The sequence below is a fragment of the Lactivibrio alcoholicus genome (assembly GCF_055390895.1).
The window spans coordinates 1,041,181-1,062,096 of record NZ_AP042471.1 but is presented as its reverse complement, the minus strand read 5'-3'; the positions used below and the strand labels follow the sequence as shown (position 1 = coordinate 1,062,096).

Annotated in this window: 19 protein-coding genes and 1 riboswitch; of the genes, 4 read left to right on the top strand and 15 right to left on the bottom strand. The window is 63.8% G+C overall.

Annotation, left to right across the window (positions count from 1 at the left end):
• Nucleotides 1–20: 20 nt before the first annotated feature.
• The 4 genes from ACZ5IU_RS05075 to ACZ5IU_RS05060 all read right to left on the bottom strand — a co-directional run bounded on the left by ACZ5IU_RS05075 (nt 21) and on the right by ACZ5IU_RS05060 (nt 2,800).
• Nucleotides 21–803: an E3 ubiquitin ligase family protein gene (locus ACZ5IU_RS05075; protein ID WP_464421106.1), complete on the bottom strand. Its 783-nt coding sequence runs from the start codon at nt 801–803 to the stop codon at nt 21–23.
• A 2-nt stretch (nt 804–805) separates the two neighbouring features.
• Nucleotides 806–1,240 carry a T3SS (YopN, CesT) and YbjN peptide-binding chaperone 1 gene (locus ACZ5IU_RS05070; protein WP_464421105.1) on the bottom strand — a complete coding sequence of 145 codons (435 nt, stop codon included), beginning with the start codon at nt 1,238–1,240 and terminating at the stop codon, nt 806–808.
• Nucleotides 1,233–1,913 carry a PspA/IM30 family protein gene (locus ACZ5IU_RS05065; protein ID WP_464421104.1) on the bottom strand — a complete coding sequence of 227 codons (681 nt, stop codon included), beginning with the start codon at nt 1,911–1,913 and terminating at the stop codon, nt 1,233–1,235. Before ACZ5IU_RS05065 ends, ACZ5IU_RS05070 begins: the two co-directional genes overlap by 8 nt.
• A gap of 296 nt (nt 1,914–2,209) precedes the next feature.
• Nucleotides 2,210–2,800, bottom strand: coding sequence for a GNAT family N-acetyltransferase (locus tag ACZ5IU_RS05060; protein WP_464421103.1), 591 nt, complete (start codon nt 2,798–2,800; stop codon nt 2,210–2,212).
• 123 nt (nt 2,801–2,923) lie between these two features.
• Here ACZ5IU_RS05060 and ACZ5IU_RS05055 point away from each other — a divergent pair, with 123 nt between their 5' ends.
• On the top strand, nt 2,924–3,748 hold the full coding sequence (locus ACZ5IU_RS05055; RefSeq protein WP_464421102.1) for an alpha/beta fold hydrolase: 825 nt from the start codon (nt 2,924–2,926) through the stop codon (nt 3,746–3,748).
• Here ACZ5IU_RS05055 and ACZ5IU_RS05050 read toward each other — a convergent pair.
• A complete protein-coding gene (locus ACZ5IU_RS05050) occupies nt 3,741–4,757 on the bottom strand; it encodes an NADH:flavin oxidoreductase/NADH oxidase (RefSeq protein ID WP_464421101.1) in 1,017 nt (338 codons plus the stop codon). The two genes, ACZ5IU_RS05055 and ACZ5IU_RS05050, sit on opposite strands and share 8 nt — an antisense overlap.
• Before the next feature lie 193 nt (nt 4,758–4,950).
• Here ACZ5IU_RS05050 and ACZ5IU_RS05045 point away from each other — a divergent pair, with 193 nt between their 5' ends.
• Both ACZ5IU_RS05045 and ACZ5IU_RS05040 read left to right on the top strand, forming a co-directional pair.
• Nucleotides 4,951–7,467 (top strand): cation-translocating P-type ATPase, encoded by a 2,517-nt coding sequence (locus ACZ5IU_RS05045; protein WP_464421100.1) that lies wholly within the window; start codon nt 4,951–4,953, stop codon nt 7,465–7,467.
• Nucleotides 7,468–7,746: 279 nt separating this feature from the next.
• Entirely contained in the window at nt 7,747–8,775 is a 1,029-nt protein-coding gene (locus ACZ5IU_RS05040) for a homoserine dehydrogenase (protein WP_464421099.1), read from the top strand.
• Between the two features lie 105 nt (nt 8,776–8,880).
• Here ACZ5IU_RS05040 and ACZ5IU_RS05035 read toward each other — a convergent pair whose 3' ends face one another.
• From ACZ5IU_RS05035 to ACZ5IU_RS05020, 4 genes are all read right to left on the bottom strand, one after another.
• A complete protein-coding gene (locus ACZ5IU_RS05035) occupies nt 8,881–9,015 on the bottom strand; it encodes a hypothetical protein (protein ID WP_464421098.1) in 135 nt (44 codons plus the stop codon).
• 284 nt (nt 9,016–9,299) lie between these two features.
• A complete protein-coding gene (locus ACZ5IU_RS05030; RefSeq protein WP_464421097.1) occupies nt 9,300–10,190 on the bottom strand; it encodes a tetratricopeptide repeat protein in 891 nt (296 codons plus the stop codon).
• A 129-nt stretch (nt 10,191–10,319) separates the two neighbouring features.
• The gene (locus ACZ5IU_RS05025) at nt 10,320–10,691 is read right to left on the bottom strand and encodes a fluoride efflux transporter FluC (RefSeq protein WP_464421096.1); all 372 of its coding nucleotides are present in this window, start codon (nt 10,689–10,691) and stop codon (nt 10,320–10,322) included.
• Nucleotides 10,692–10,757: 66 nt separating this feature from the next.
• A riboswitch (Fluoride riboswitch) is annotated at nt 10,758–10,821 on the bottom strand.
• Nucleotides 10,822–10,831: 10 nt separating this feature from the next.
• On the bottom strand, nt 10,832–11,758 hold the full coding sequence (locus ACZ5IU_RS05020) for a LysR family transcriptional regulator (RefSeq protein WP_464421095.1): 927 nt from the start codon (nt 11,756–11,758) through the stop codon (nt 10,832–10,834).
• Between the two features lie 140 nt (nt 11,759–11,898).
• On the opposite strand from ACZ5IU_RS05020, the gene ACZ5IU_RS05015 reads away from it, so the two are divergent.
• Nucleotides 11,899–13,140 carry an APC family permease gene (locus tag ACZ5IU_RS05015; protein WP_464421094.1) on the top strand — a complete coding sequence of 414 codons (1,242 nt, stop codon included), beginning with the start codon at nt 11,899–11,901 and terminating at the stop codon, nt 13,138–13,140.
• A gap of 87 nt (nt 13,141–13,227) precedes the next feature.
• On the opposite strand, the gene ACZ5IU_RS05010 is transcribed toward ACZ5IU_RS05015, so the two are convergent.
• The 6 genes from ACZ5IU_RS05010 to ACZ5IU_RS04985 all read right to left on the bottom strand — a co-directional run bounded on the left by ACZ5IU_RS05010 (nt 13,228) and on the right by ACZ5IU_RS04985 (nt 20,830).
• On the bottom strand, nt 13,228–14,490 hold the full coding sequence (locus ACZ5IU_RS05010) for a nickel-dependent lactate racemase family protein (protein ID WP_464421093.1): 1,263 nt from the start codon (nt 14,488–14,490) through the stop codon (nt 13,228–13,230).
• 19 nt (nt 14,491–14,509) lie between these two features.
• Nucleotides 14,510–16,471 carry a TRAP transporter permease gene (locus ACZ5IU_RS05005; protein WP_464421092.1) on the bottom strand — a complete coding sequence of 654 codons (1,962 nt, stop codon included), beginning with the start codon at nt 16,469–16,471 and terminating at the stop codon, nt 14,510–14,512.
• A gap of 82 nt (nt 16,472–16,553) precedes the next feature.
• On the bottom strand, nt 16,554–17,564 hold the full coding sequence (locus ACZ5IU_RS05000; protein ID WP_464421091.1) for a TAXI family TRAP transporter solute-binding subunit: 1,011 nt from the start codon (nt 17,562–17,564) through the stop codon (nt 16,554–16,556).
• A 106-nt stretch (nt 17,565–17,670) separates the two neighbouring features.
• Nucleotides 17,671–18,054, bottom strand: a complete 384-nt coding sequence (locus ACZ5IU_RS04995; protein WP_464421090.1) for a DUF1667 domain-containing protein — start codon at nt 18,052–18,054, stop codon at nt 17,671–17,673.
• Complete coding sequence (locus ACZ5IU_RS04990) at nt 18,051–19,328, bottom strand: NAD(P)/FAD-dependent oxidoreductase (protein WP_464421089.1); 1,278 nt, start codon at nt 19,326–19,328, stop codon at nt 18,051–18,053. The genes ACZ5IU_RS04995 and ACZ5IU_RS04990 overlap by 4 nt, the downstream gene beginning before the upstream one ends.
• Nucleotides 19,325–20,830, bottom strand: a complete 1,506-nt coding sequence (locus ACZ5IU_RS04985) for an FAD-dependent oxidoreductase (RefSeq protein WP_464421818.1) — start codon at nt 20,828–20,830, stop codon at nt 19,325–19,327. Before ACZ5IU_RS04985 ends, ACZ5IU_RS04990 begins: the two co-directional genes overlap by 4 nt.
• Nucleotides 20,831–20,916 lie beyond the last annotated feature (86 nt).

Genomic DNA, 20,916 nt, shown 5'->3' with positions numbered 1-20,916 from the left:
TTATAGTGACGCGTTCCGAACTATTTGACGAATATTGCCACCGCGATTCCCGCCACGATGAGCGCGATTCCGAGCCAGAGCTGCGCCTTCGCTCCGGACTCCCGGCTCTTCACGACTTCTTCTTCGGACTTGACCGAGACGATGAAGGGCTTCCCCTTTTCCGACGGCCTTCCGATGTGGAGGTTCCCCGCGGATTCCCTGACTTCGCCCGCGATGTAGAGGGGGTGTCCGAGCGGGATGATTTTTTCCGCGTAGCGGAACCCGAGCGTCCGGGTCGCCTGCGGAACCTGGAACGACACGCCCCAGAACGAATAAGTCCGGGTCGAGTCATAGGGCTCGAAGCGGTTCGCGCCGTCCTTCAGGTCGATCGACGCGCCGTCGAGGTCGATCGGAACGCGGACGCCGCCGTCCTCGACGTAGAGCGGCGTCGGACTGTTCTGGCTCGAGACGGTTTCCGAACCCCTGGTGGTCTTTCGCTGGACGACCCCCTTGTCGTCCTTCACCATCTCGTCCTTTTCGAACTCCCGGACGACCGTCGCCGAGAAATAGGCGCACGGAATCTTCCCGTGCGGGGAGAGAAGTTCTCCGTCCGTGACGGCCTTTCCGGTCGTCTCGATGAAGTCGCGGTAGCCGAGTCCCTGTTCCGCGACGCTCTTCCACGCGTTTTTGATATCCGGAAGCGTCGAGTTCTTCGAGAATTTGAGTTCCGTGATCTCTCCTTCCGACTTCTTCTTCTGGACGAAGGCGAGGTACGCGCCTCCGAGCGCCATGAGGGCGCCGATTCCCATCGACAGAGCGCTCATCTTCAGAGTCTCCTCTCCTTCAGGATGTCGTCGTACTGGTCCGCGTAGACGGCCACCGTCTGGATCGCCGCGAGAAGTTCGCTCTCGTCGAGGTGCGCGCCCGGAAGCGTGCACGAGAACATGACGGTATTGTCGAACGCGAGGCTGAACGCGCCGAGCGGCGTCTCCGCGTTGAGACGCATGAGCTTCGGGGCGACCTCGGCCGGGTCCGCGTCCTCGACGAGGTACGCGAACACCCGCACCAGAACGTCCTCGGAATGCCACGGGGCGACCGTGACCTGGACCGTGGCGCTTCCGAAGGAGAACGAGAAGAGGTCGTCGACGCGGACGAGGTCCTCGGCGTCGAAGAAGTCCATGAGATAGTCGGCCACGGTGTTGCGGATTTTCGCGAGCAGCGCCGCGTTGACGCCGTCCGTGAGGATCGGGAACTTACGCACCGGAACCGCCCCCCTGTCCCATCTTCGCCATGAGCTTCGCGAGTTCATCGTCGACCTGCTGGTTCTTTTCGAGCGCGGCGAACGGATCGTCCGCCGGAGCGGCCCCGGAAACCTCCGAGTACGCCTGCGCCTCCGCCTCCATCCCCTCGATCTTCTTTTCCATCTTGTCGAACTTGGCGAAAGCTCCGTCCCCGATCACGGTTCCCATCGCGCTCGAGAATTCCTTCTGCGTCTTCGCGACCTGGGCGCGCGCGATCAGCGTCGACTGCTTCATGCGCGCCTCGTCGAGCTTCGCCTTGAGGGCGTCGAGCTGCGATCGCAGGGACTGCGTCGTATTCGAGGCCTGGGCGATCATTCCGTCATACTGGCCGGCCTGTCCGTCGTACGTGATCTTCTTCGACAGGGCCTGCTTCGCGAGGTCCGCGTTTCCCGCCTTCATCGCGAGCGCGGCCTTCTCCTCCCACTGCGCGGCCTGCTGTTGCGCGAGACCCTGCTGCTTGCGGAGATTCTGTTCGTTTGCTATGGCCTTCGCCAGAGCCGAGGTCGCCTTCGTGAGCGCCTCCTCCATCTCGATGATCATGTTCTTGAGCATCTTTTCCGGATCTTCCATCCTGTCCAGAGCGTCGTTCACGTTCGACTTGAAAATATCCGTCATGCGTCCGAATATGCCCATTCCCGTCCCTCCTTCAGTGTCGACCGGAGACCCCGTCATCTGACATTCGAGCGGGTGTCCTCCGTAAAGCCCGTATTGCCCGACAGAGCGAACAGTTGAGAAAATCTTCCGTACTCCGCGACAATCAAACCAAAGAGTGGTTCGTGCGTCAAGTGATCGCGCAAAACCCGGAACGGCGCTCCGGATCGCCTCGGAATTCGTCGGACGGAATGGTAGCGGATCGATCGGAGGATGTCCTCACCCTTCGCGGTTTCGGGAGGGGTGGTTTTTCCCACCCCTCCGGCCGAAAAGGGGGATCAGTTCCGGAGGGAGGACCGTTCGCGCGCGAGGAGGGAGAAGCACCATTGATCCATGAAACGACCCCTCGCGAACTCGTAGTCGCGGAGCGTTCCGTCGAGGGAGAAGCCGAGATGTTCGAGGAAGGAACGGGAGGGAATGTTTCCGACCGTGACGAACGCCTCGACCCGGTTGAAACCGAAAGAGGCGAAACCGTACGAAAGGATCGTCGAAACGGCCTCCGTCATGTAGCCTCTGCGGTGGTGCTGCGCTCCGAGCTCGTAGCCCATTTCGGCCCGGGAATGTTCGGCGGAGACGTTGTGAAAGCCGCAGGTTCCGAGAACGCGCCCCGTGCGCGCGTCCGTGACGGCCCAGCGGCACCCCGTCCCCTGCGGGTGCAGGGTCAGGAGGAAATCGATCATTTCCTCCGTCTGAGCGAGGCTCGCGAACGGATCCATCGTGAGATATTCCGTGACGACGGGATCCGACCAGACCGGGAAGAGATCCTTCGCGTCGGCGCGGCGAAGTTCCCGGAGCAGAAGCCGTCGGGTGCGAAGTTCGGGGAAGATCCGCGTATTCGTTTCGATCGTTTCGTCCGGAAGTTCTTTCATACTGCCTATTGTAGCAGTTCCATCAGACGCATGAGGGGGAGTCGCCCGCAAAAGAGGCGGATGGACGGACCGACGTGCGGGAAGTAGGATGTACAGATATCGATGCCGAAAGGGGCGATGCGAATGCGTCGCGATCTCTTCGTCGCGAATGGCGCGGTCCGGCTGCACGCGATCCTGTGGGGAACGGTGGAGCCCGGGCAAACGCCGCTCGTCGTCTCTCCGGGGTTCTGGGAGCCTGCCGAAATGGCGGAGGATCTCTTCGCCCATCTCGGCCGCCCCGGAGTGTCGGTGAGCTACCGGGGAAGGGGACGGAGCGACACTCCGGAACACGGGTACGATCTGGGCGATCACGTCGGGGATCTCGAATGCGTCGTCGACGCGGCCGTTCCCGGCTCCTTCTGTCTTCTGGGCTACTCGCGGGGCGGAGCCTATGCGCTCGAATACGCGCTTCGCCATCCGGACCGCATCGCGGGGCTCGTTCTCGTGGATCAGCCTCCCTTTCACACCGTCTGGCCGAAGGGGAGCGCCGCGCCGCGCTCGGCGATGACGCACCGGGGCGAACCGATCCTGAACTTCTTCCGCCTGCGGGTCGCCCATAGCTTCGAGGAGTCGACGCACCGGGACTTCACGCCCGACCTCGGGCGCATCGCGTGCCCCGTCCTCGTCCTGCGCGGAACGAGGACGGACGTTCCGATCCCCGCGAAAGTCGACGGTCGCATGGCGGCCCTCTACGAATCGGCGCTTCCGCGCGTCGCGGTCGTCTCGTTTGCGGCGTCCGGGCACCAGATCCCGCTCGACGAACCGGAACGCTACGCCGCGGTCGTCGGAGCGTTTCTCGCGCGGTTCGACGACCAACGACGAAGGGCCCTCGTTTCGGACGGGGGAGGCGGGCTCCTGCGCTGCCGGCGAAAGTCGGTATTCCGCCTTCCGGGGCCCAGCCCTACATGAACGCCCGTCTGTACTGCTCGGGGCCCGTGTACGGGGCCCCCGCCCGTTTCGCGAGGTCGAGCGGGAGGAAGGGGTTTCGGAGCAGTCCCCGGCCGATTGCGACCATATCCGCCCGTTCGTTCAGGAGGATTTCCTCGATCAGCTCGGGTTCCGTGACGAGTCCGACCGCGATCGTCGGAAGGCCGAGCGTCCGGCGGACCTCCGCGGAGTAGGGGACCTGGTACCCCGGAAAGAACTTCGGCGGCGTCGGCGTCAGTCCGCCGGAACTCACGTGGACGCAGTCGACGAGCGTCTTGACGTGATGGAGCAGGCGGCACGTTTCGGCGACGTCGAGTCCGCCCGGAACGTGGTCGACGGCCGATACGCGGACCTGGAGCGGTATGCGCGCGGGCAGCGCGTCGCGGACGGCGCGGGCGACCTCGACGAGGAGGCGCGCCCGGTTTTCGGTGCTTCCCCCGTACGCGTCGGTCCTTCGGTTCGTGACGGGCGAGAGGAACTGGTTGAGAAGATAGCCGTGCGCAGCGTGGATCTCGACGAGATCGAACCCCACGTCCGCGGCGCGGGCCGCGGATGCCGCAAAGGCCTTGACGACGCGACGGATTCCCTCGGGGGTCAGTTCCTCGGGGACGCGGGATTCCTCGTCGTAGCGGATCGGGCTCGGGGCGAAGATCGTTGTGACCTCTCCGGCCGTGCATTTTCGCCCCGCGTGGTTCAGCTGAATGCCGACCCTTGCGCCGTACGAGCGGCACAGGTCGACGATCCGGCGCATCGGTTCGATCTGCCGGTCGTCCCAGAAGCCGAGGCAGCGGTCGGTGATTCGCCCTTCCGGGAGGACGCCGGTGGCCTCGACGATGATGAGACCGGTTCCTCCGAGCGCGCGTGCGCCGTAGTGGGCGAGGTGGAAGTCGGAGGCCATGCCCTGCGTCGCGCAGTACATGCACATCGGCGGCATGACGATCCTGTTCCGGATTTCCAGTTCCCTGATGACGAACGGTTCGAGACATTTCACGCTCAATCACTCCTTTTCGACGGATACGTGCGTTCGTCCGTTACGATACCAGAAAGAGTCGTCGCCTGGTAGCCGGCCGGAGTGTGCGACGCGATGAGTTGCTTGACAATTCAATCATATAGGGGCAGACTTGCCCAAAACGTCGTGGAGCGCGTAGATACAGCGCCGATCCTCATGAAGGGCGGGATGCGGTGTGATTCGTGCGCATGCGTTGAGCGCCGAAGAAGTCATACGGCATTTCGGCGTCGATCCCGCGGCCGGCTTGACGCCGGAGCGGGCGGATGAAACTCTCGGGACGCACGGGCGAAACGCTCTCGATCGTCGGAAGAGCGTCTCGTGGTGGAGGGTTTTCGCGCGGCAATTCCGCGGTGCGATGGTTCTGCTGCTCGCGGCCGCCGCGGCCGTCAGTGCTGCGATGGGCGAATACCCCGACTCCATCGCGATCGTCGTCGTCATCCTCATCAACGGCATCCTCGGATTCGTCACCGAGTATCGCGCCGAGCGAGCCCTCGAGGCGCTGCGGTCGGTTACGTCGCCGCGTTGCCGGGTCCTCCGGGGCGGGGCGGCGCGTATCGTGCCGACGGAGGAGATCGTTCCCGGAGATGTCCTGATGCTCGAAGGAGGCGACGTCGTCCCTGCCGACGCAAGGCTCGTCGGACTCTCGAACCTGATGACCGGAGAGGCGGCGCTGACGGGAGAGTCCGTTCCGGTGCGAAAAACCCTCGACCCGCTTGCGGGCGATACTCCGCTTCCTGACAGGACGGACTGCGTCTTTGCGGGAACGTCAGTCGTGAAGGGAACCGGGAAGGCCGTCGTCTACGCGACCGGGTACGATACGGAACTCGGGCGGATCGGGGCGATGCTGCAGACCGTCGGAGAGCAGTCCACGCCGCTCGAGGAACGTCTCTCCCGCTTCAGCCGCTTCCTGATCGCCGTCACGTTCGGCATCGCGGCCGTCGTGACGATTGCCGGAATTCTGCAGGGACGCGGAATCCTTTCGATGGTCGAAACGGGAATCGCCCTCGCCGTCGCGGCCGTTCCCGAGGGACTCCCGTTCGTGGCCACGATGACGCTCGCGCTCGGCGTAAAGCGAATGGCCGCGAAGAACGCGCTCGTTCGGAACCTTGCGGCTGTCGAAACTCTGGGGGCGACGACCGTGATCTGCACCGACAAAACGGGAACGCTCACGATGAACCGAATGGCGGTCCGGATGGCCGATACGCCCGACGAAGCGGCCCTGCCCCTGCTCCGGCGTGTCGCGGCGCTCTGCAACGATGCGGAACTCACGGAAGACGGCGATGTCGGCGATCCAATGGAGGTCGCGCTGCTTCGTTTCGTCGGCGACGCCGCCGGGGATATCCGGGCCGCGCGGCCGAGGCGTGCGGTCGAACCGTTCGATTCGTCGACGATGCGGATGATCACGTGGCACGACGATTGCGTCTGCCTCAAGGGAGCCCCCGAGGTCGTCATCGCCCAGGCGGCGTATATCCGCCTGAACGGGGAGGATGTCCCGATGACAGGCGGGACCCGCGACGAGTGGCGTGCGCGGGTCGGAGCGGCCGCGGAACGTGGAATGCGCACGATCGCGTTCGCGATCGGACCGACTCGCGAGTCCCTGGCGTTCGTCGGGTTCGCGGGGATCGACGATCCGCCGCGCCCGGAGGCGGCGCCGGCGGTTGCGCGGTGCCACGAGGCGGGGATCCGCGTCGTCATGGTGACGGGAGACCACGTCGTGACGGCCGGATCCGTCGCGCGCGAAACCGGGATCGTCCGCGGTCCCGGCGACGTCATCCTCGAAGGACGCGAGTTCGATGGAATTCAGTCCGGACTGGCCGGAGCCGTTTCCGTCCTGGCGCGCGTCTCCCCGGAACACAAGCTGCGTCTCGTTCAGATCCTTCAGGCCTCCGGAGAAGTCGTCGCGATGACGGGAGATGGGGTGAACGACGCGGTTGCGCTCAAGCAGGCCGATGTCGGAGTCGCGATGGGCATCCAGGGGACGGAGGTCAGCAAGGAGGCATCGGACATCATCCTCGAAGACGACCGGTTCTCCACGATCGTCGAGGCCGTCCGCGAGGGGCGCCGGATTTTCGAGAACATCCGGAAGTCGGTATTCTTCCTTCTGTGCTGTAACCTGAGCGAGGTTCTCACGGTGCTGGCCAGCATCCTGCTGCGTTTCCCGGGCATTCTGCTTCCGCTCCAGATCCTCTGGGTGAATCTCGTGACGGATGTTCTGCCCGCGCTCGCGCTGGCGCTCGACCCTGCCGAGAGCGACCTGATGCGCCGCGCTCCCGGGAGCCGCGGCGAGGATATCCTGACGGTTTCGCACAGGAGAGAGGTTTTTCTTCAGGGGGGGGCAATGACCTTGGGCGTGCTTGCGGCTTACTGGTGGAGTCTGCGGAGCGGAAACGGAGATACGGCGCGCGCGACGGAGATATGCTTCCATACGCTCGTGTTCGCGCAGCTTTTCTTCGTGATGAACGTCCGAAGCGCCGGCATCCTCCGCGATCCGGGACAGCTCTGGTCAAACCCGTGGCTTCTCGGCGGCGTCGCGGTGTCGCTTGCGTTGCAGGTCGGAGTGACGTACGTCCCGCTGCTCGGGAACGTGCTCGACATCGTACCGCTCGAGGGGCGCGAATGGGGGATAATCGCGCTCTCGGCGCTTTTCCCGACGTTTCTGACACAGGGAGTCCGCTTCGCGAGGGGGAAATGACGATGTCATGCCGGGAACGAAGACGCTCATGGACTACCGGGCGCATTTGACAACCGGCGCGTTCGCGAGGTATAATCGCCGCTAATTTTACGGGAAGGGTGGTGAGTGCGCGATGAAGCGATGTGTGGACGCAAACGGTTTCTGCATGATGATGACGTGCGACGACCCTCCCGGGGCGGTCGCTGTCTGAACGTGGACGAAGCGCGCGTATCCGGTCGGGGGTCTTCGCAGAGACGAAGGCCCCCGATTTTTTTATCTGTGTTTCGGGGAGGGGTATGAATGAAGGTTCGTGTGTTGTTGTTGGGATGCGGCAATGTCGGAAGAGGGCTCTGCTCGCTGCTTGCGGAAAAGCGGGAGGCGATCGCGGCGAAGTATGAACTCGAGGTGTTGCTTGCGGGTGTGGCGACGCGGACGCGGGGCTGCGCGTACGCCCCAGGCGGGATCGATCCGCGCGATGTCCTCTCGGGCGCGGCCTTCGGGGCGGCGCGCGCGGCCGAAGAAACGGCGATGGACCTCGTGGAGCGTGGCGAATACGACGTCCTGGCGGAATGCACCGTCACGAACCCGGAGACCGGGGAGCCTGGGCTGTCGTACATCCGGGCGGCGCTCGGGAGGGGAAAATCCGTCGCCACGTCGAACAAGGGGCCGATCGCCCTGCGTTTCCACGAACTGCTCTCCCTCGCGAAGGAAAATGGGGCGAGGCTCATGTACGAGGGAACCGTCATGGCGGGAACGCCGCTCTTTTCGGCGGCCGGGCCCGGGTTCCTCGGCGCCGATGTCCTCTCGTTCGAGGGAGTTCTCAACGGCACTTGCAACTACATGATCGAGCGCATGAAGACAGGGGCGACGTTCGACGCGGCGCTTTCCGAAGCGCAGACTGAAGGGTACGCCGAGGCCGAACCGGGGAACGATCTCGATGGATGGGACACGGCCCTGAAGGCCATGATCCTCGCGCAATCCTTTCTGGGGTACCCCTCGGTGTCGCTCGGGGATGTCGACGTCGAAGGCATCTGCGGCCTGACGCCGGGGGCGGTCTCCGACGCGGCGAAACGAGGCGGGGCGATCCGCCTGATCGCTTCGGCCGAACGTCCGCGAACCGGAGCGACCGCACGGCCGAGAATTTCGGTGCGACCGCGCTTCATCGGCGCGGACCACCCGCTCGCGAGTCTTCCGGGTACGGCGAACGGGATCGTGTTTTCGACGGATACGACCGGGCAGGTGTGTTTCACGGGTTTGGGTGCCGGGGGACCGCAGACGGCCTTCGCGTTATTGCGGGATATTATCGACATCAGCGGGAATGCGCGCTGAAAGGGCGGCGCGGTCGCTCTTTCCGGTGATGTCGACGGGAGTCCGCGACGGCGTTCGCGCGCGGACTCCCGTTCTTCGCTCCGGCGAGGCGGCAGATATTCCGTCCTACCTCCACTGCCGCGCGACGCTCGAGTACACGCTCTGAAGGTCACCGGCCCTCTTCTGCATCTCCATGACGCTCTTCAGGACCCTGTTCGTCGCAAACAGAAGGGAATCCACGGGACTGCACTTTTCCTTCACTCTCATCGTCTCCTTTTGCGGCACTCCGTTTTTGCGCAGCATCCCATCTCGTTGATTGCGAATGAACCCTCAGAGGAAATCCTAAGCGAGAGGAATGAATATGTCAATATGATTACAAACATCAGAGTAAAAATCTTTAATAAAAATTTTTATTTAGTTTTTAATTAATAAGCTCGAATCGGAATTCGGGGCGCATTTCAGGGAGTATCCCTGTCGGGATGGGGCTGCGTGAATCTTTCGGAAGAACGCGAAGAGGTGCTTTTGGGAAGAGTATCGTCAGTATTTCAGGGGTGCTGCCGATGGAAGGGCTTCCATCCGGATGCCCACTTGCGGGCGGAGTCGATCGCGTCCGGGAGGAGAGCTTCCTCGAGCTTCGCGAGGATCTGCGCTCCCTGGGTATTCCCGGCTGCGGCCGCGAGGAGCAGCCAGCGATAGGCCGCTTCGTTGTTCGGCGCGACGCCGGTTCCGAAGAAATAACAGACGCCGAGATTGTGCTGCGCGTTGGCGTCTCCCTGCTCGGCGGCGAGACGATACCACGCGGCGGCCTTTTCGTAGTCGCGAGGGACGCCGCGTCCGAGGCAGAGGGCGTTGCCGATATTGTACTGCGCGGCCGCGAGTCCCTGTTCCGCCGCCCTGCGGTACCAGCGGACGGCCTCCTCTCGGTCCTGGGAGACGCGTTCCCCCCTGTCGTAGCGGACGCCGATGTTGTTCTGCGCCTCGGGAAGGCCGTTTTCCGCGGAGAGGAGGCAGAGGCGGTCGGCTTCGACGATGTCCCCGGAGACGCCTTCGCCGTTCGCGTAGTTCGTCGCGAGATTGAACTGCGCGTTCGCGTCGCCCTGCTCCGCAGCCATCCTGTAGAACCGGACGGCCTCCCCGTAGTCCCGGGAGACGCCGAGCCCCCGGTCGAAGCAGGCGCCGAGATTGCACTGCGCCTTCGCGTATCCGCGTTCCGCGGCACGGAGGTGCCATCTGACGGATTCGGCGTAATCCCTCGAGACGATCGTTCCGTTGAAAAACCGGACGCCCATTTCGTACTGCGCGACAATGTCACCGCTTTCGGCGATCGTCATGAGCTCGGCGGTCGAAAGCGACGCGTACGTCTCGAGCCCCGACGCTCCCCGAGCGGACGAACAGCACGCAACGATACAGCAGAACAGAAAAACGACGGCTTTCACGGACCTCTCCTCCCCGAAGGCGGAATCCCGGCGGAGCCGAGCGGAATGGTTGTGAAAATTCTATCACTCCGCGAGCGGGCGATTCAAGGATGGCGTCGCGAAGAGAGATCTGTCGGCGTGCCCGAGTCGTCAGAGAGATCCGAGGCGCGCGCCGAGAAAGAAGACGCCGAGTCCGAGCGTGTTGTGTGCGATCAGATGTCCCGCCGCGACGAACACCCCTTCCCGTGCCATGTGTCCCGTGTCGGAGATCAGCGACGAGAAGGTTGTGAACGCGCCCATGAAGCCGATGAAGACGACGTTCCGGATGTGCGGGTCGAGGTGAAGTCTGCGTTCCGCGAGCGCGAGCAGCAGTCCGTACAGGAAGCATCCCGTGAGGTTGACCGCGAGCGTTCCCCATGGAAATGCGTTTCCCGCGATGCGCTGGACGAAACTCGAAAGCGTGAAGCGCGCAAGTGTTCCGGCCGCTCCCGCGAGAGCGAGGGCGACGACTGTTCCTGTCATTGATCGTATCTTCCCTTCCATGGATCGGGGGTCGGCCGCAAAAAAAACGCCTCCTCGCCGGATATCCGGCAAAGAGGCGTCATCAGCCTTCGTAACGGCGGTCCGGGCGAACGCCATCGCCCTTGTCTGACACGGGAATACTAGACGGACGCGACGTTTTCGTCAAGGGGCGGCTCATCCCAGCGGCCTGCGGCGTCGAGGACGAGGCGCACGAATTCCTGCGCCGCGGGAGAGAGGTCGCAACGTTTTCTGTACGCGAGCTGCGTGCGGAAGGTCTCTTCGGGGGTCGGGGCGTTGAGGATCGTCAATGTTCCGCGCCGGGCGGACTCGGCGACGTACATCCGGGGCATGAACGAGATGCCGAATCCGTCTTCGACGTAGCGACGGATGGCGTCCATGCTCCAGAGTTCCATTCGGCTTTCCGGGAGTATGCCGCGCTCTCGGAAGAAGTGCTCGACGACGATCCGGTAAGTGCATCCGGGTTCCGTGAAGATGAAACATTCGTCGAGACGTCCCAGTTCGAGCGCCCGAACGAGAAGATTCTCGTCGGTTCCTCCGGGGGCGACGAAGACCATCTCTTCGGTCTTCAGGGGCACTATTTCGAGATCGGGATGCTTCAGCGGCGGCATGATGACGAACGCGAGGTCGACGTCGCCGTGGACGACGGTGTCGACCGTTTCGACGCAGACGCTGTTTCGCAGACACACGCGAACCCTCGGGCAGAGTTTCCGGAATATCGCGAGGGTTTCCCGGAGCCGAACGACGATCAGGCTCTCGACGGCGGAGATCCGGAGCTCTCCGGATGGTTCGGCCGTCCCGGAGGCGATTTCGCGCACCTTCGTCTCGAGCGTCAGGATGTCCCCCGAAATATCCAGAAGGCGCATACCGGCATCGGTGAGGCGGAAGCGGCGCGACGAACGGTCGACGAGTGGAGTTCCTGTTTCCGTCTCGAGTGCGCGGATCTGCGCCGAAACCGTGGACTGCGAGTACCCGAGCTGTCTCGCGGCGAGCGTGAAACTTTCCAGCGTCGCGGTCGTCCTGAAGGTTGCCAGAAATCGCGTCTCCACAAAATCTCCTTCTTTCCCACCGTGAAAACTCGAAGATCGTACTCAATCGAAAAAAACGATTCGAAAAATCGAAACGTTCCGTTTGTCCGATGAAGATATCGCGATTATAGTACTCCCGAAAGACGCGGAGGTGAAGGTAAATGAAACGGAAACTGAACGTCGGAACGCTCTCGGGACTTCTCGTCGGTCCCGTGCTCGGATCGGGAGTGATTCTGCTGCCGCCGATGGCGCTCGGACTCGCCGGGACGGAATCGTTCGCGGCATGGGGGATCACGCTCGTTCTCATGGGGGTTTTCGCCGGAGTGACGGCTGCGCTCTGCATGCGCTATCCCGGCGACGGAGGGCTCGTCGAGGCTGTCGGAGCCGCGTTCGGCCCGACCTTCAGGGACGTGTGCGGCTGTCTGATGCTCGGCGCGGTCTGTTTCGGCCCGGCGGCCGTCTCGTTCACGGCCGGGACGTATCTCGCCGATGTCCTTCCCGTTCCGGGGGGCGCTTTCGGCGGAGGGATTTCGATGGCGATGCTGTGTCTGCTCCTGCTGCAGCGCCGTGTGATGTTCGTCGGGATGCTGTCGCTGGTTTCCTCGACGCTGATCGGCCTGGTGCTGTTCGCGGGAAGCGTCAGCGTCCTGCTGTACCCCTCGGCCGCGGTGCCGTTGCCCGCGCCGTCGGTCGCCTCGTTCGGAAGGGCGCTCGTTCTGCTTTTCTGGGCGATCACCGGTTGGGAGATTCTCGGAAACTACACGCTCGAGATCGAACGGTCGCGGACGACGGTTCCGGCCGCCGTCACGCTCTCGTTCACGGCGATCGCGGCGATCTACCTCGCCATCGCGAAGGCGCTGCCGCTCGTCGCTCCCTCCGGCGGCGGGATCCCCTCGATGGCCGACCTCCTCCGCCCGCTCTTCGGGGCTGCGGCGCCCGCCCTGATAGCGGCGCTCGGCGCGATGCTGTGCGGATGCACGTACATGATGGTCGTCGGCGGAGTGTCGCGCCTCGCGGCGTCGATGGCCGAACGCGGAAAACTCCCGCGCTTCTTCGCGGTCCGCAACGAAAACGGCATTCCCGTCCGCGCGGTCGTCACACTTGGGGGCATCCATCTCGCGAGCCTGTCGCTTGCGGGGCTCGGGGTTCTGAATCTGGCGTCGCTCGTGGGCACGGCGAACGGGCTCTTTCTGCTGAACGCGCTGCTGATCGTCTGCGCCGCGGTCCGTCTGTTGTCGAATCCCGCCGTGCGGATCGCGGCCTGCGTTCTGGCAATCGGGTTCGCGGCGATTTTCTCGTTCGCCGACCGGCTCTCGCTGCTCGCGGTCGTGACGGTCCTCGTGCTCTCGCAGCTCGGGGAACGTTCCCGGGATTCGTCCCTCGCGCGGGCCGCGGAGGACTGACGCGGCCCGCACGTTCCGAAATGACGCCGCCCCCGCGGGAGGGACCCCGGGAGCGGCGTCGACGCGACGTTCTTCCCGTATCGCCGTTCAGCGAATGACGGGCAGAACGATGCCTCCCTGCGGAATGACGATGGCGGTGAAGTCCGGGCCGTATTTTTCGGCCATCTCCCGGACGACCACGCCGAGGTCCGTGACCTTCGTGCAGAACATCTTCTTCGCGTCGGCCGCGTCGACGTCCGCGTAGAGCAGGATCGTCGCGCGCTTCGCGACCTTCGCGAGGTAGTAGAGCTTGTGTGCCCCGAAACGGAAGTCCGCCTCGAATGACGCGATCGTTTCGTCTTTTGTCGAGCCTCGCTGCGCCCACTCCTGGAAGGTCTTGTGTCCGTACCCCTCCTCGAGTTCCGCGAAGAAGACGATCGTCCCTCCGTCGCGGACGGCGCGCGCTGCCATGTGGATCGCCTTGTGCGCCTGGTACATGTTGATGTCTTTCGGGTAGCCGCCCGCCGAGACGAAGACGACGTCGGCCTGCCGGTCGAGCGGCGCGAAGTTCTTTTCGCGGAAGGTCCGGATGCCTTCGAGCCATGCGTCCTTCCAGTGGCCGCCGACGAGACGGATGATGTTCTTCCGGCTGTCGGAGACGCAGTTGACGATGAAGTGCAGCGGGCAGAAGCGCTCCACGGCCTCGATCATCTCGTCGCTCAGGGGGTTGCCCTCGACGACGCCGATGTCGACGCCGGGCCAGGTCATCATTTTGTGGTTGCTCATGACGGTCTCGCGCGCCGCGACGCCGGGGAGGATGCTCTTGCGCCCTCCCGCGAAGCCCGCGTAGTAGTGCAGCAGCACCTCGCCGATCGCGATGCGCATGTCCGCCTCCGCGACCTCCCGGCAGATCCGGAGTTCGTTGCCCGTGGAGAGCGTTCCGAGCGGGACGAGGTCGGGCGCGTCGCAATCGTGGTTGACGACCCTGTACGCCTTCGGGATGTCGGGTCCGAGAATCTGTCCGATTTCCTCCGCGTTCATCGCGCGGTGCGTCCCCGTCGCCACGACGATGACGACGGATTCGCGCGCGACGTCGAGAAGGTCGAGCTTCTTGAGGATCGGCGGCAGAAGTTCCCGCGTCGGCGTCGATCGAGTCATGTCGTTGACGATGATGGCGATCTTCTTCGGGGCGAGGCGCTCGACGATGTCCGAAAAGGGTTCCCCCGCAGTCGGCGTTTCGAGGAGGTCCCACGCCGCCTCCCAGAGATCCGCGACCGGTTCGCCGCCTTCCGGCTCCAGGACGTCGATGACGTTCCGGTCGGGAAGGTCGAACGCGACCGATTCATCTCCCCATTTGAGCGATACTTTCACTGGAGTCCCCTCCGTTTCCTCATGCCGGTCTCGCCCGCATCTGACGCTGTTGCTGCTTCTGCCAGAACCACACGGCGGCCGTCAGCCCAACCCCGATGATGTCGGTCACGGTTCCCGGGAAGATGAGGCAGATCGCACCCGCGAACATCGCCGCACGCTGGATCGGGTTCATCTTCACGTACAGGTAGTTCTGGAGCGAGGCGGCGAGCGCGATGACGCCGACGAAGCTCGTGATCGTCGACATGACGATGCTGAACGTCGTGCCGCCCTCGAGAAGCAGCTGCGGGCTGTAGATGAACGTGAACGGAATCAGGAATCCGGCGAGGGAGATCCGGAATCCCGCCCAGCCGACTTCGGAGGGGCGCTGTCCCGAGATTCCGGCCGCGCCGTAGGAGGCGATGGCGACCGGGGGCGTCAGGTTGGAGAGGCACGCGAAGTAGTACGAGAACATGTGCGCCGCGAGCGGGCTCACACCCAACGTAATGAGCGCCGGGGCCGCTATCGTGGCCGTGACGATGTAGCACGCGGTCGTCGGGAGCCCCATGCCGAGGATGATGCAGACGACCATGGTGAGGAACGCCGTGATGATAAGGCTGCCCCCGGCGAGCGAGACGATGTTGTCGCCGAGGACGAGCCCGAGCCCCGTGAGGTTCGTGATGCCGATGATGTTGCCGACGACGGCGCACGCCATTCCGACGCCGACGCACTGCCGTGCGCCCTGTTCCATCGCGCGGATGAGAGCCTTCCGCGAGAGGCGCGTGCTCTTGCTCAGGAAGCTGACCGCGACGGAACTGACGATGCCGTAGAAGGCGGCGTAGAGTGGCGTCCGGCCGATCATCAGGAGCCAGACGATGACGACGATCGGAACGATGAGGTGGCCGCGTTCCCGCATGACCTTTTTGAGCGGAGTGATGTTCTCTTCCCTGACGACGTGCATTCCGAGCTTGACCGCCTCGATGTGGACGTAGGCGTATTCCGCGATGTAGTAGAGGACGGCCGGAATCGCGGCCGCGAGCATGATCGTGACGTACTGGACGCCGAGGTATTCCGCCATGATGAACGACGCGGCACCCATGACCGGCGGCATGATCATTCCACCCGTACCGGCGACCGCGACGACGGCCGCCGCGAAGACGGGCTTGAACCCGACGTCCCGCATGAGCGGGATCGTGAAGGTCCCCGTCGCGGCGACGTTGCCGACGGCGCTCCCGTTGATCATTCCCATGAGACCGCTCGCGACGATCGAAACCTTCGCCTCGCCGCCGATCGTCCGTCCGGCCAGCGACATCGCGAGGTCCTTGATGAAGAGCCCCATTCCCGTTTCGGTCAGAAACGCGCCGAACAGGATAAACAGGAAGATATACGTCGCGGAGACGCCGAGTGCCGTGCCGAAGATCCCCTCGGACGACAGGAAGAGCTGGTAGACGAGCCTTTTGAACGTGAAGCCGGTGTGCCCGAGAACGCCCGGAATGTATTCGCCCCACAGGCCGTATGCGATGAAGACGAGTGAGAGGTACATGAGTTCCTTGCCGACGGTGCGGCGCGTCCCTTCGAGAACGCAGACGATGACGATGGTCCCCATGATGTAATCCATGGCGATCGCGGTGCCGCGGATGCTGAACGCGTCGAACATGAAGAAAAGGTACAGGCTCGACGTGATCGACAGCGCGAGCCAGACCCAGTCGACCGCGGACGGTCTGTTCCGCGGGGATTTTCCGCTTCCGGGATAGAGCAGGAATGTCAGCGCCATCAGGAACGCGAGGTGGACGCTGCGCTGCTTCATGGCCATAAGCGTGCCGAATCCCGAGGTATACAGGTGAAACAGCGACATGGCTACGGCGATGATTGTGATGACGATCGCCCAGGTTCCCGTGTACTTCCGGAATCGGGACTCCGAGTCGACCTTTTCGAGGACCTTTTCCGCAGCCGCGGTCGCCTGCGCTTCGGTCAGCACGGGTTGGTCACGGTTATCTTCCGACACAAACGGAACCCCCTTTCGGGTGCGGTGCAGGGAATTGACGGGGCCGCCCGTATCGGACGGTCCCGTCAAGGATTCGGTCGCGCTACTTCGCGATCAGGTTCAGAGGAATCTCGACGCCGGCTTCCTTGAAGTACTTCACGGATCCCGAGTGCAGCGGAAGCGTCATTCCCTTGATGGCGTTTTCGATCGTCGTGTCCTTCGTGGCCTTGTGCGCGGAGACGAGATCGTTGTGGAAGTCGTACATCGATTTCGTGAGTTTGTAGATCAGATCGTCGGGCTGGGACGCGTCGGTGAAGAGGATATTCGCGAGGGCGACCGTGTGGATGTCCTTGTCCTGCTTCGGATAGGTTCCCGCCTTGATCGTGAACGGATAGTACCAGGGGAACTTTTCGCAGATCGTCTGGATCTTGTCGTCTTCAATCGACATGAGTTCGGCGACTCCCGAGGACATCATGTCGATGACGACGGCCGTCGGAACGCCTCCCGCGATGTGCGCCGCGTCGGTCTGGTTGTTCTTGAGAAGGTCGGCGGCTTCGTTGTAGCCGAGGAAGTCTGCCTTCACGGTGACCTCGCCCTGATCCTTCATGTAATTCAGGCCGTAGGCGGAAAGCATCTCGCGGCTGTTGATCTCGGTCGCGCTCGCGACGGCGCCGGGGACGATGCTCTTGCCCTTGAAGTCGGCCACGCTCGCGATGCCCGCGCCCTTGCGGACGACCCAGTGCATGACGTTCGGATACAGCGAGAGCATTCCGCGCATCCCCTTGTACGGGAAGTTCGGCTTGCCCTCGTACGTGCCCTTGCCGTAATAGGCGTAGTAACAGATTCCGTTCTGTCCGATGGCGATCTGGACTTCCTTGTTCATCATGAGTTCGATGTTCTGCGGGGTTCCCGCAGTCGCCTGCGCCGACGCCTTGACGCCCTCGAGCTTCTTGCTCCAGATCTGCGCCATCGCGTTGCCGATCGGATAGTAGGCCCCGCCCGTGGTTGCGGTCGCGATGTTCACGCGATAGTTCGCCGCCTCGACAGTCGCGCCGAAGGCGAAGACCAGAAGGACGGACAGAAGGACACAGACCGCTGACGTTCGCTTTCTCATTCAGAACCCTCCTCAGTATGATGTATGATGTGGAGCTTCCGCCGTGTCCACGGAACCGTTCACCGGGCGCGGCAGAGTGACGCCTCGATCTCTCGTATCTCGTACCCTATGCGTCCCGTTCCCTGACGGTGCGCGTGGCGATCACGTCAGTATCCGTTCCGGCAGGATTTCGAAGAATCACGTCCCCCGTCGTCACGGGGGCCTTCACGCGGATCGCGCGAATCTCGTCCATGACGTCGCGGATTTTGGCGAGCGGAATGGGGTGATTCGTGCGGACGCTCGCCATCGGAAAATCGCCGCCCGAGACCGGAACCGACGACGCGATCGTACGGAGGGGGTTCTCCACCTCCTGGCGCGCCCACTTCTCGCCTCGTTTGCAGATGTTTCCGAGAACGCCGACGACCACGGAACATCCGTCGCGTTCCTCGACGTCGACCCTGAGCGGACACCCGTTCGGGCAGACGACGCATGTGTATTCTCGGATGCTCATTCGACGCACACCTCCAGTCCCGCGACGCCTGCGATATCCTCCGCCTTCAGGTCGACGCGGATCATCTCTGCCGGGTGCAGCCGTACCATCTTCGTCCGCTTGATGGCCCGCCGTTCCTGCGACGCGGATTCGGGCGTCCGGACGACGACCGACCGGTCGCGCCAGGGCGCTCCGACGCGGAGCGAAATCGTGCAGTCGCGCGCGCCCGACACGCGCTGGGGCAGCGTGTAGCGCACGCCGTCGCCCGGGGTGACCGGAATTCGGGCTTCGGGAGCGCTCCCGGCCGCGTATCCGGCCGCGAAGGCGCCGGCCTGCGTCGCCTCGACCGAGACCCAGTCCACGAGATCGTGGACGTGAAGCACGTTGCCGCACGCGAAAACGCCCGGAACCGACGTCATGAACGTATCGTCGACGATGGCTCCGCTCGTCACTGGATCGATCTCCACCCCGCACATCCTCGACAGCTCGTTCTCCGGAATCAGGCCGACCGAAAGAAGGAGCGTGTCGCACGGGACGAAGCGTTCGGTCTCGGGAACCGGATTCCTGTCGGCGCCGACCTGGGCGACCGAAACACCCTCGAGCCGCCCCCGGCCGTGGATCTTCGTGACGGTCGTCGAGAGGAAGAGCGGAATGTTGTAATCGTTCAGGCACTGCTGTATGTTGCGCGGCAGGCCGCTCGAATACGGCAGGATCTCGAAGACCGACTCGACGGATGCCCCCTCGAGCGTCATCCGGCGCGCCATGATGAGGCCGATGTCGCCCGATCCGAGGATGCAGACGCGTTTCCCTATCTGAATATTCTCCAAGTTTACCAGATTCTGGGCCGCCCCTGCCGTGTATACGCCGGACGGACGGTCGCCGGGGATCGAAATGGCCCCCCGGGGGCGTTCGCGGCACCCCATCGCGAGAACGATCGCGTTCGCGTCGATCCTGACGAGGCCGTCCCGGGAACTCGCGAGAATCTCGAGCCCTCCCGCCGGGGCGGGAGAGAGTGACAGCACGATGGTGTCCTCGAGGGAGCGGATGTTCCGGTCGCGGAACATGGCGATGTAGCGCCCCGCGTATTCGGGGCCCGAAAGGGCCTCGCCGAACGTGTGAAGGCCGAATCCGTCGTGGATGCACTGGTTCAGGATGCCGCCGAGAATGCGGTCGCGCTCGATGAGGAGGACGTCGTCGCACCCGGCGTCGTGCGCGGACACCGCGGCCGCGAGTCCAGCGGGACCGCCGCCGATGACCGCGACGCGCGCGGTGATATGTCTGATCGCGGACGTCATCTCGAGTCGCCTCCAATGTCTTCCCGGACGTGTCCCGCGTAGAGCGGGGAGCGCACGCTCCGAAGAATGAAGTCCTCCGGCTTCCGGCCGAACTCGTCGCGGAGGATCCTCGTGATCCGTGGCAGACAGAAGCCACCCTGGCAGCGTCCCATCATGGCCCGCGCGCGATACTTGACGCTGATGAGCGTCCTCGCGCCGAGCGGATTGTTGATCGCGTCGATGATCTCCTGCTTCGTGATCTGTTCGCACCGGCAGATGATCTCGCCGTAGTTCGGATTCTCGGCGATCATGTCGGCGCGGACGTCGGGCGGAAGCTCGGAGAAGAAGAACGGGGACCGTCCGGATCGCGGATTGAAGTCGTCGCGCTCCGCGAGCGGAATGTGCGTCGCGATCATGTCGCGCACCATCTCGGCGATGGCGGGCGCGCTCGTCAGCCCCGGGCTTTCGATGCCCACGAGGTTGACGAACCCGGGGACATCCTTCCGGTCTTCGATCACGAAGTCGAGGTTTCCGCCGACCTCCGGAGGCGTCTGCTTGGCGCGGATGCCCGCGAAGTTGCGGATGAAGTCGGACATACGGAGCGAGGGAAGGAGATCGTGGCCTTCCTTGCGGAGCGCGGCCATCACGTCGGCCGTGCAGGCGTGGTCCTCGCGCCCGTCGATGTACTCGGCGCTCGGGCCGATGATGATGTTGCCGTCGACCGTGGGGGTCAGGTGGATTCCGAGCCCCGGGGCGTTCGGCTTGGGAGCCTGGTAGACCAGCGTCGAAAGCGATCCGTCGAGCCGCTTGTCGAGGACGTAATACTCTCCGCGGCACGGATAGATGCGATAGTCCGTGATTCCCGCCATTCGGCAGACCGCGTCCGAGAAGAGTCCCGCAGAGTTGACGACGACCTTCGCGCGGAGCGTCTCCTTTCGTCCGTCCTCCGCCGAGGTGGCGACGACCTCGAAGGGCTCTCCCGGCGCCGTGGGACGCCGGATTTCGGTGACCTCCCGCCCGAGGCGGATGTCCGCGCCGTTGGCGGTCGCGTTTTCCGCGAGGGCAATCGTGAGTGCGTAGGGCGAGATGATCGCGCTCGAGGGAGAATGGAGCGCCATGAGCCCCTCGACGCCCTTCTGGATCTTCTGCATCGTCTGCGGCGGAACGATCTCGAGCCCCGGGACTCCGTTCGCGTCCCCCTGTTCCTTCAGGCGGTTCAGCGTCGGAACGTCCGCTTCGTCGAGCGCCACAGTGAGCTTCCCGATCCGCTTGATCTTCAGCCCGAGATCCCGGCACAGCCCGTCCATCAGCGCGTTTCCGCGGACGTCGACTTTCGCCCTGAGGCTCCCGGGCTTGTAGTTGAACCCCGCGTGCATGACGCCGCTGTTTCTGCTGCTCGTTCCGAACCCGACGTCGAGTTCCTTCTCGATCAACGCGACCCGGACGCGAAACCGCGTCAGTTCCCTCGCGATCGCGCACCCCACGACGCCTCCTCCGATGACGAGAACATCCGTTTCATTCACCGGCAAAGGGCATCACCTCCCGGTATTCCGAATATGCAAAACTGCACCGCTTGCTTGTTGCGGAATTCACAACCTGTGTTCTATAA

Bases quoted from the DNA above. Each gene is read 5' to 3' on its own strand.
- ACZ5IU_RS05075 (WP_464421106.1), bottom strand. From the start codon at position 803: ATGAGCGCTCTGTCGATGGGAATCGGCGCCCTCATGGCGCTCGGAGGC.
- ACZ5IU_RS05065 (WP_464421104.1), bottom strand. From the start codon at position 1,913: ATGGGCATATTCGGACGCATGACGGATATTTTCAAGTCGAACGTGAAC.
- ACZ5IU_RS05060 (WP_464421103.1), bottom strand. From the start codon at position 2,800: ATGAAAGAACTTCCGGACGAAACGATCGAAACGAATACGCGGATCTTC.
- ACZ5IU_RS05055 (WP_464421102.1), top strand. From the start codon at position 2,924: ATGCGTCGCGATCTCTTCGTCGCGAATGGCGCGGTCCGGCTGCACGCG.
- ACZ5IU_RS05040 (WP_464421099.1), top strand. From the start codon at position 7,747: ATGAAGGTTCGTGTGTTGTTGTTGGGATGCGGCAATGTCGGAAGAGGG.
- ACZ5IU_RS05025 (WP_464421096.1), bottom strand. From the start codon at position 10,691: ATGACAGGAACAGTCGTCGCCCTCGCTCTCGCGGGAGCGGCCGGAACA.
- ACZ5IU_RS05015 (WP_464421094.1), top strand. From the start codon at position 11,899: ATGAAACGGAAACTGAACGTCGGAACGCTCTCGGGACTTCTCGTCGGT.
- ACZ5IU_RS05000 (WP_464421091.1), bottom strand. From the start codon at position 17,564: ATGAGAAAGCGAACGTCAGCGGTCTGTGTCCTTCTGTCCGTCCTTCTG.
- ACZ5IU_RS04995 (WP_464421090.1), bottom strand. From the start codon at position 18,054: ATGAGCATCCGAGAATACACATGCGTCGTCTGCCCGAACGGGTGTCCG.
- ACZ5IU_RS04990 (WP_464421089.1), bottom strand. From the start codon at position 19,328: ATGACGTCCGCGATCAGACATATCACCGCGCGCGTCGCGGTCATCGGC.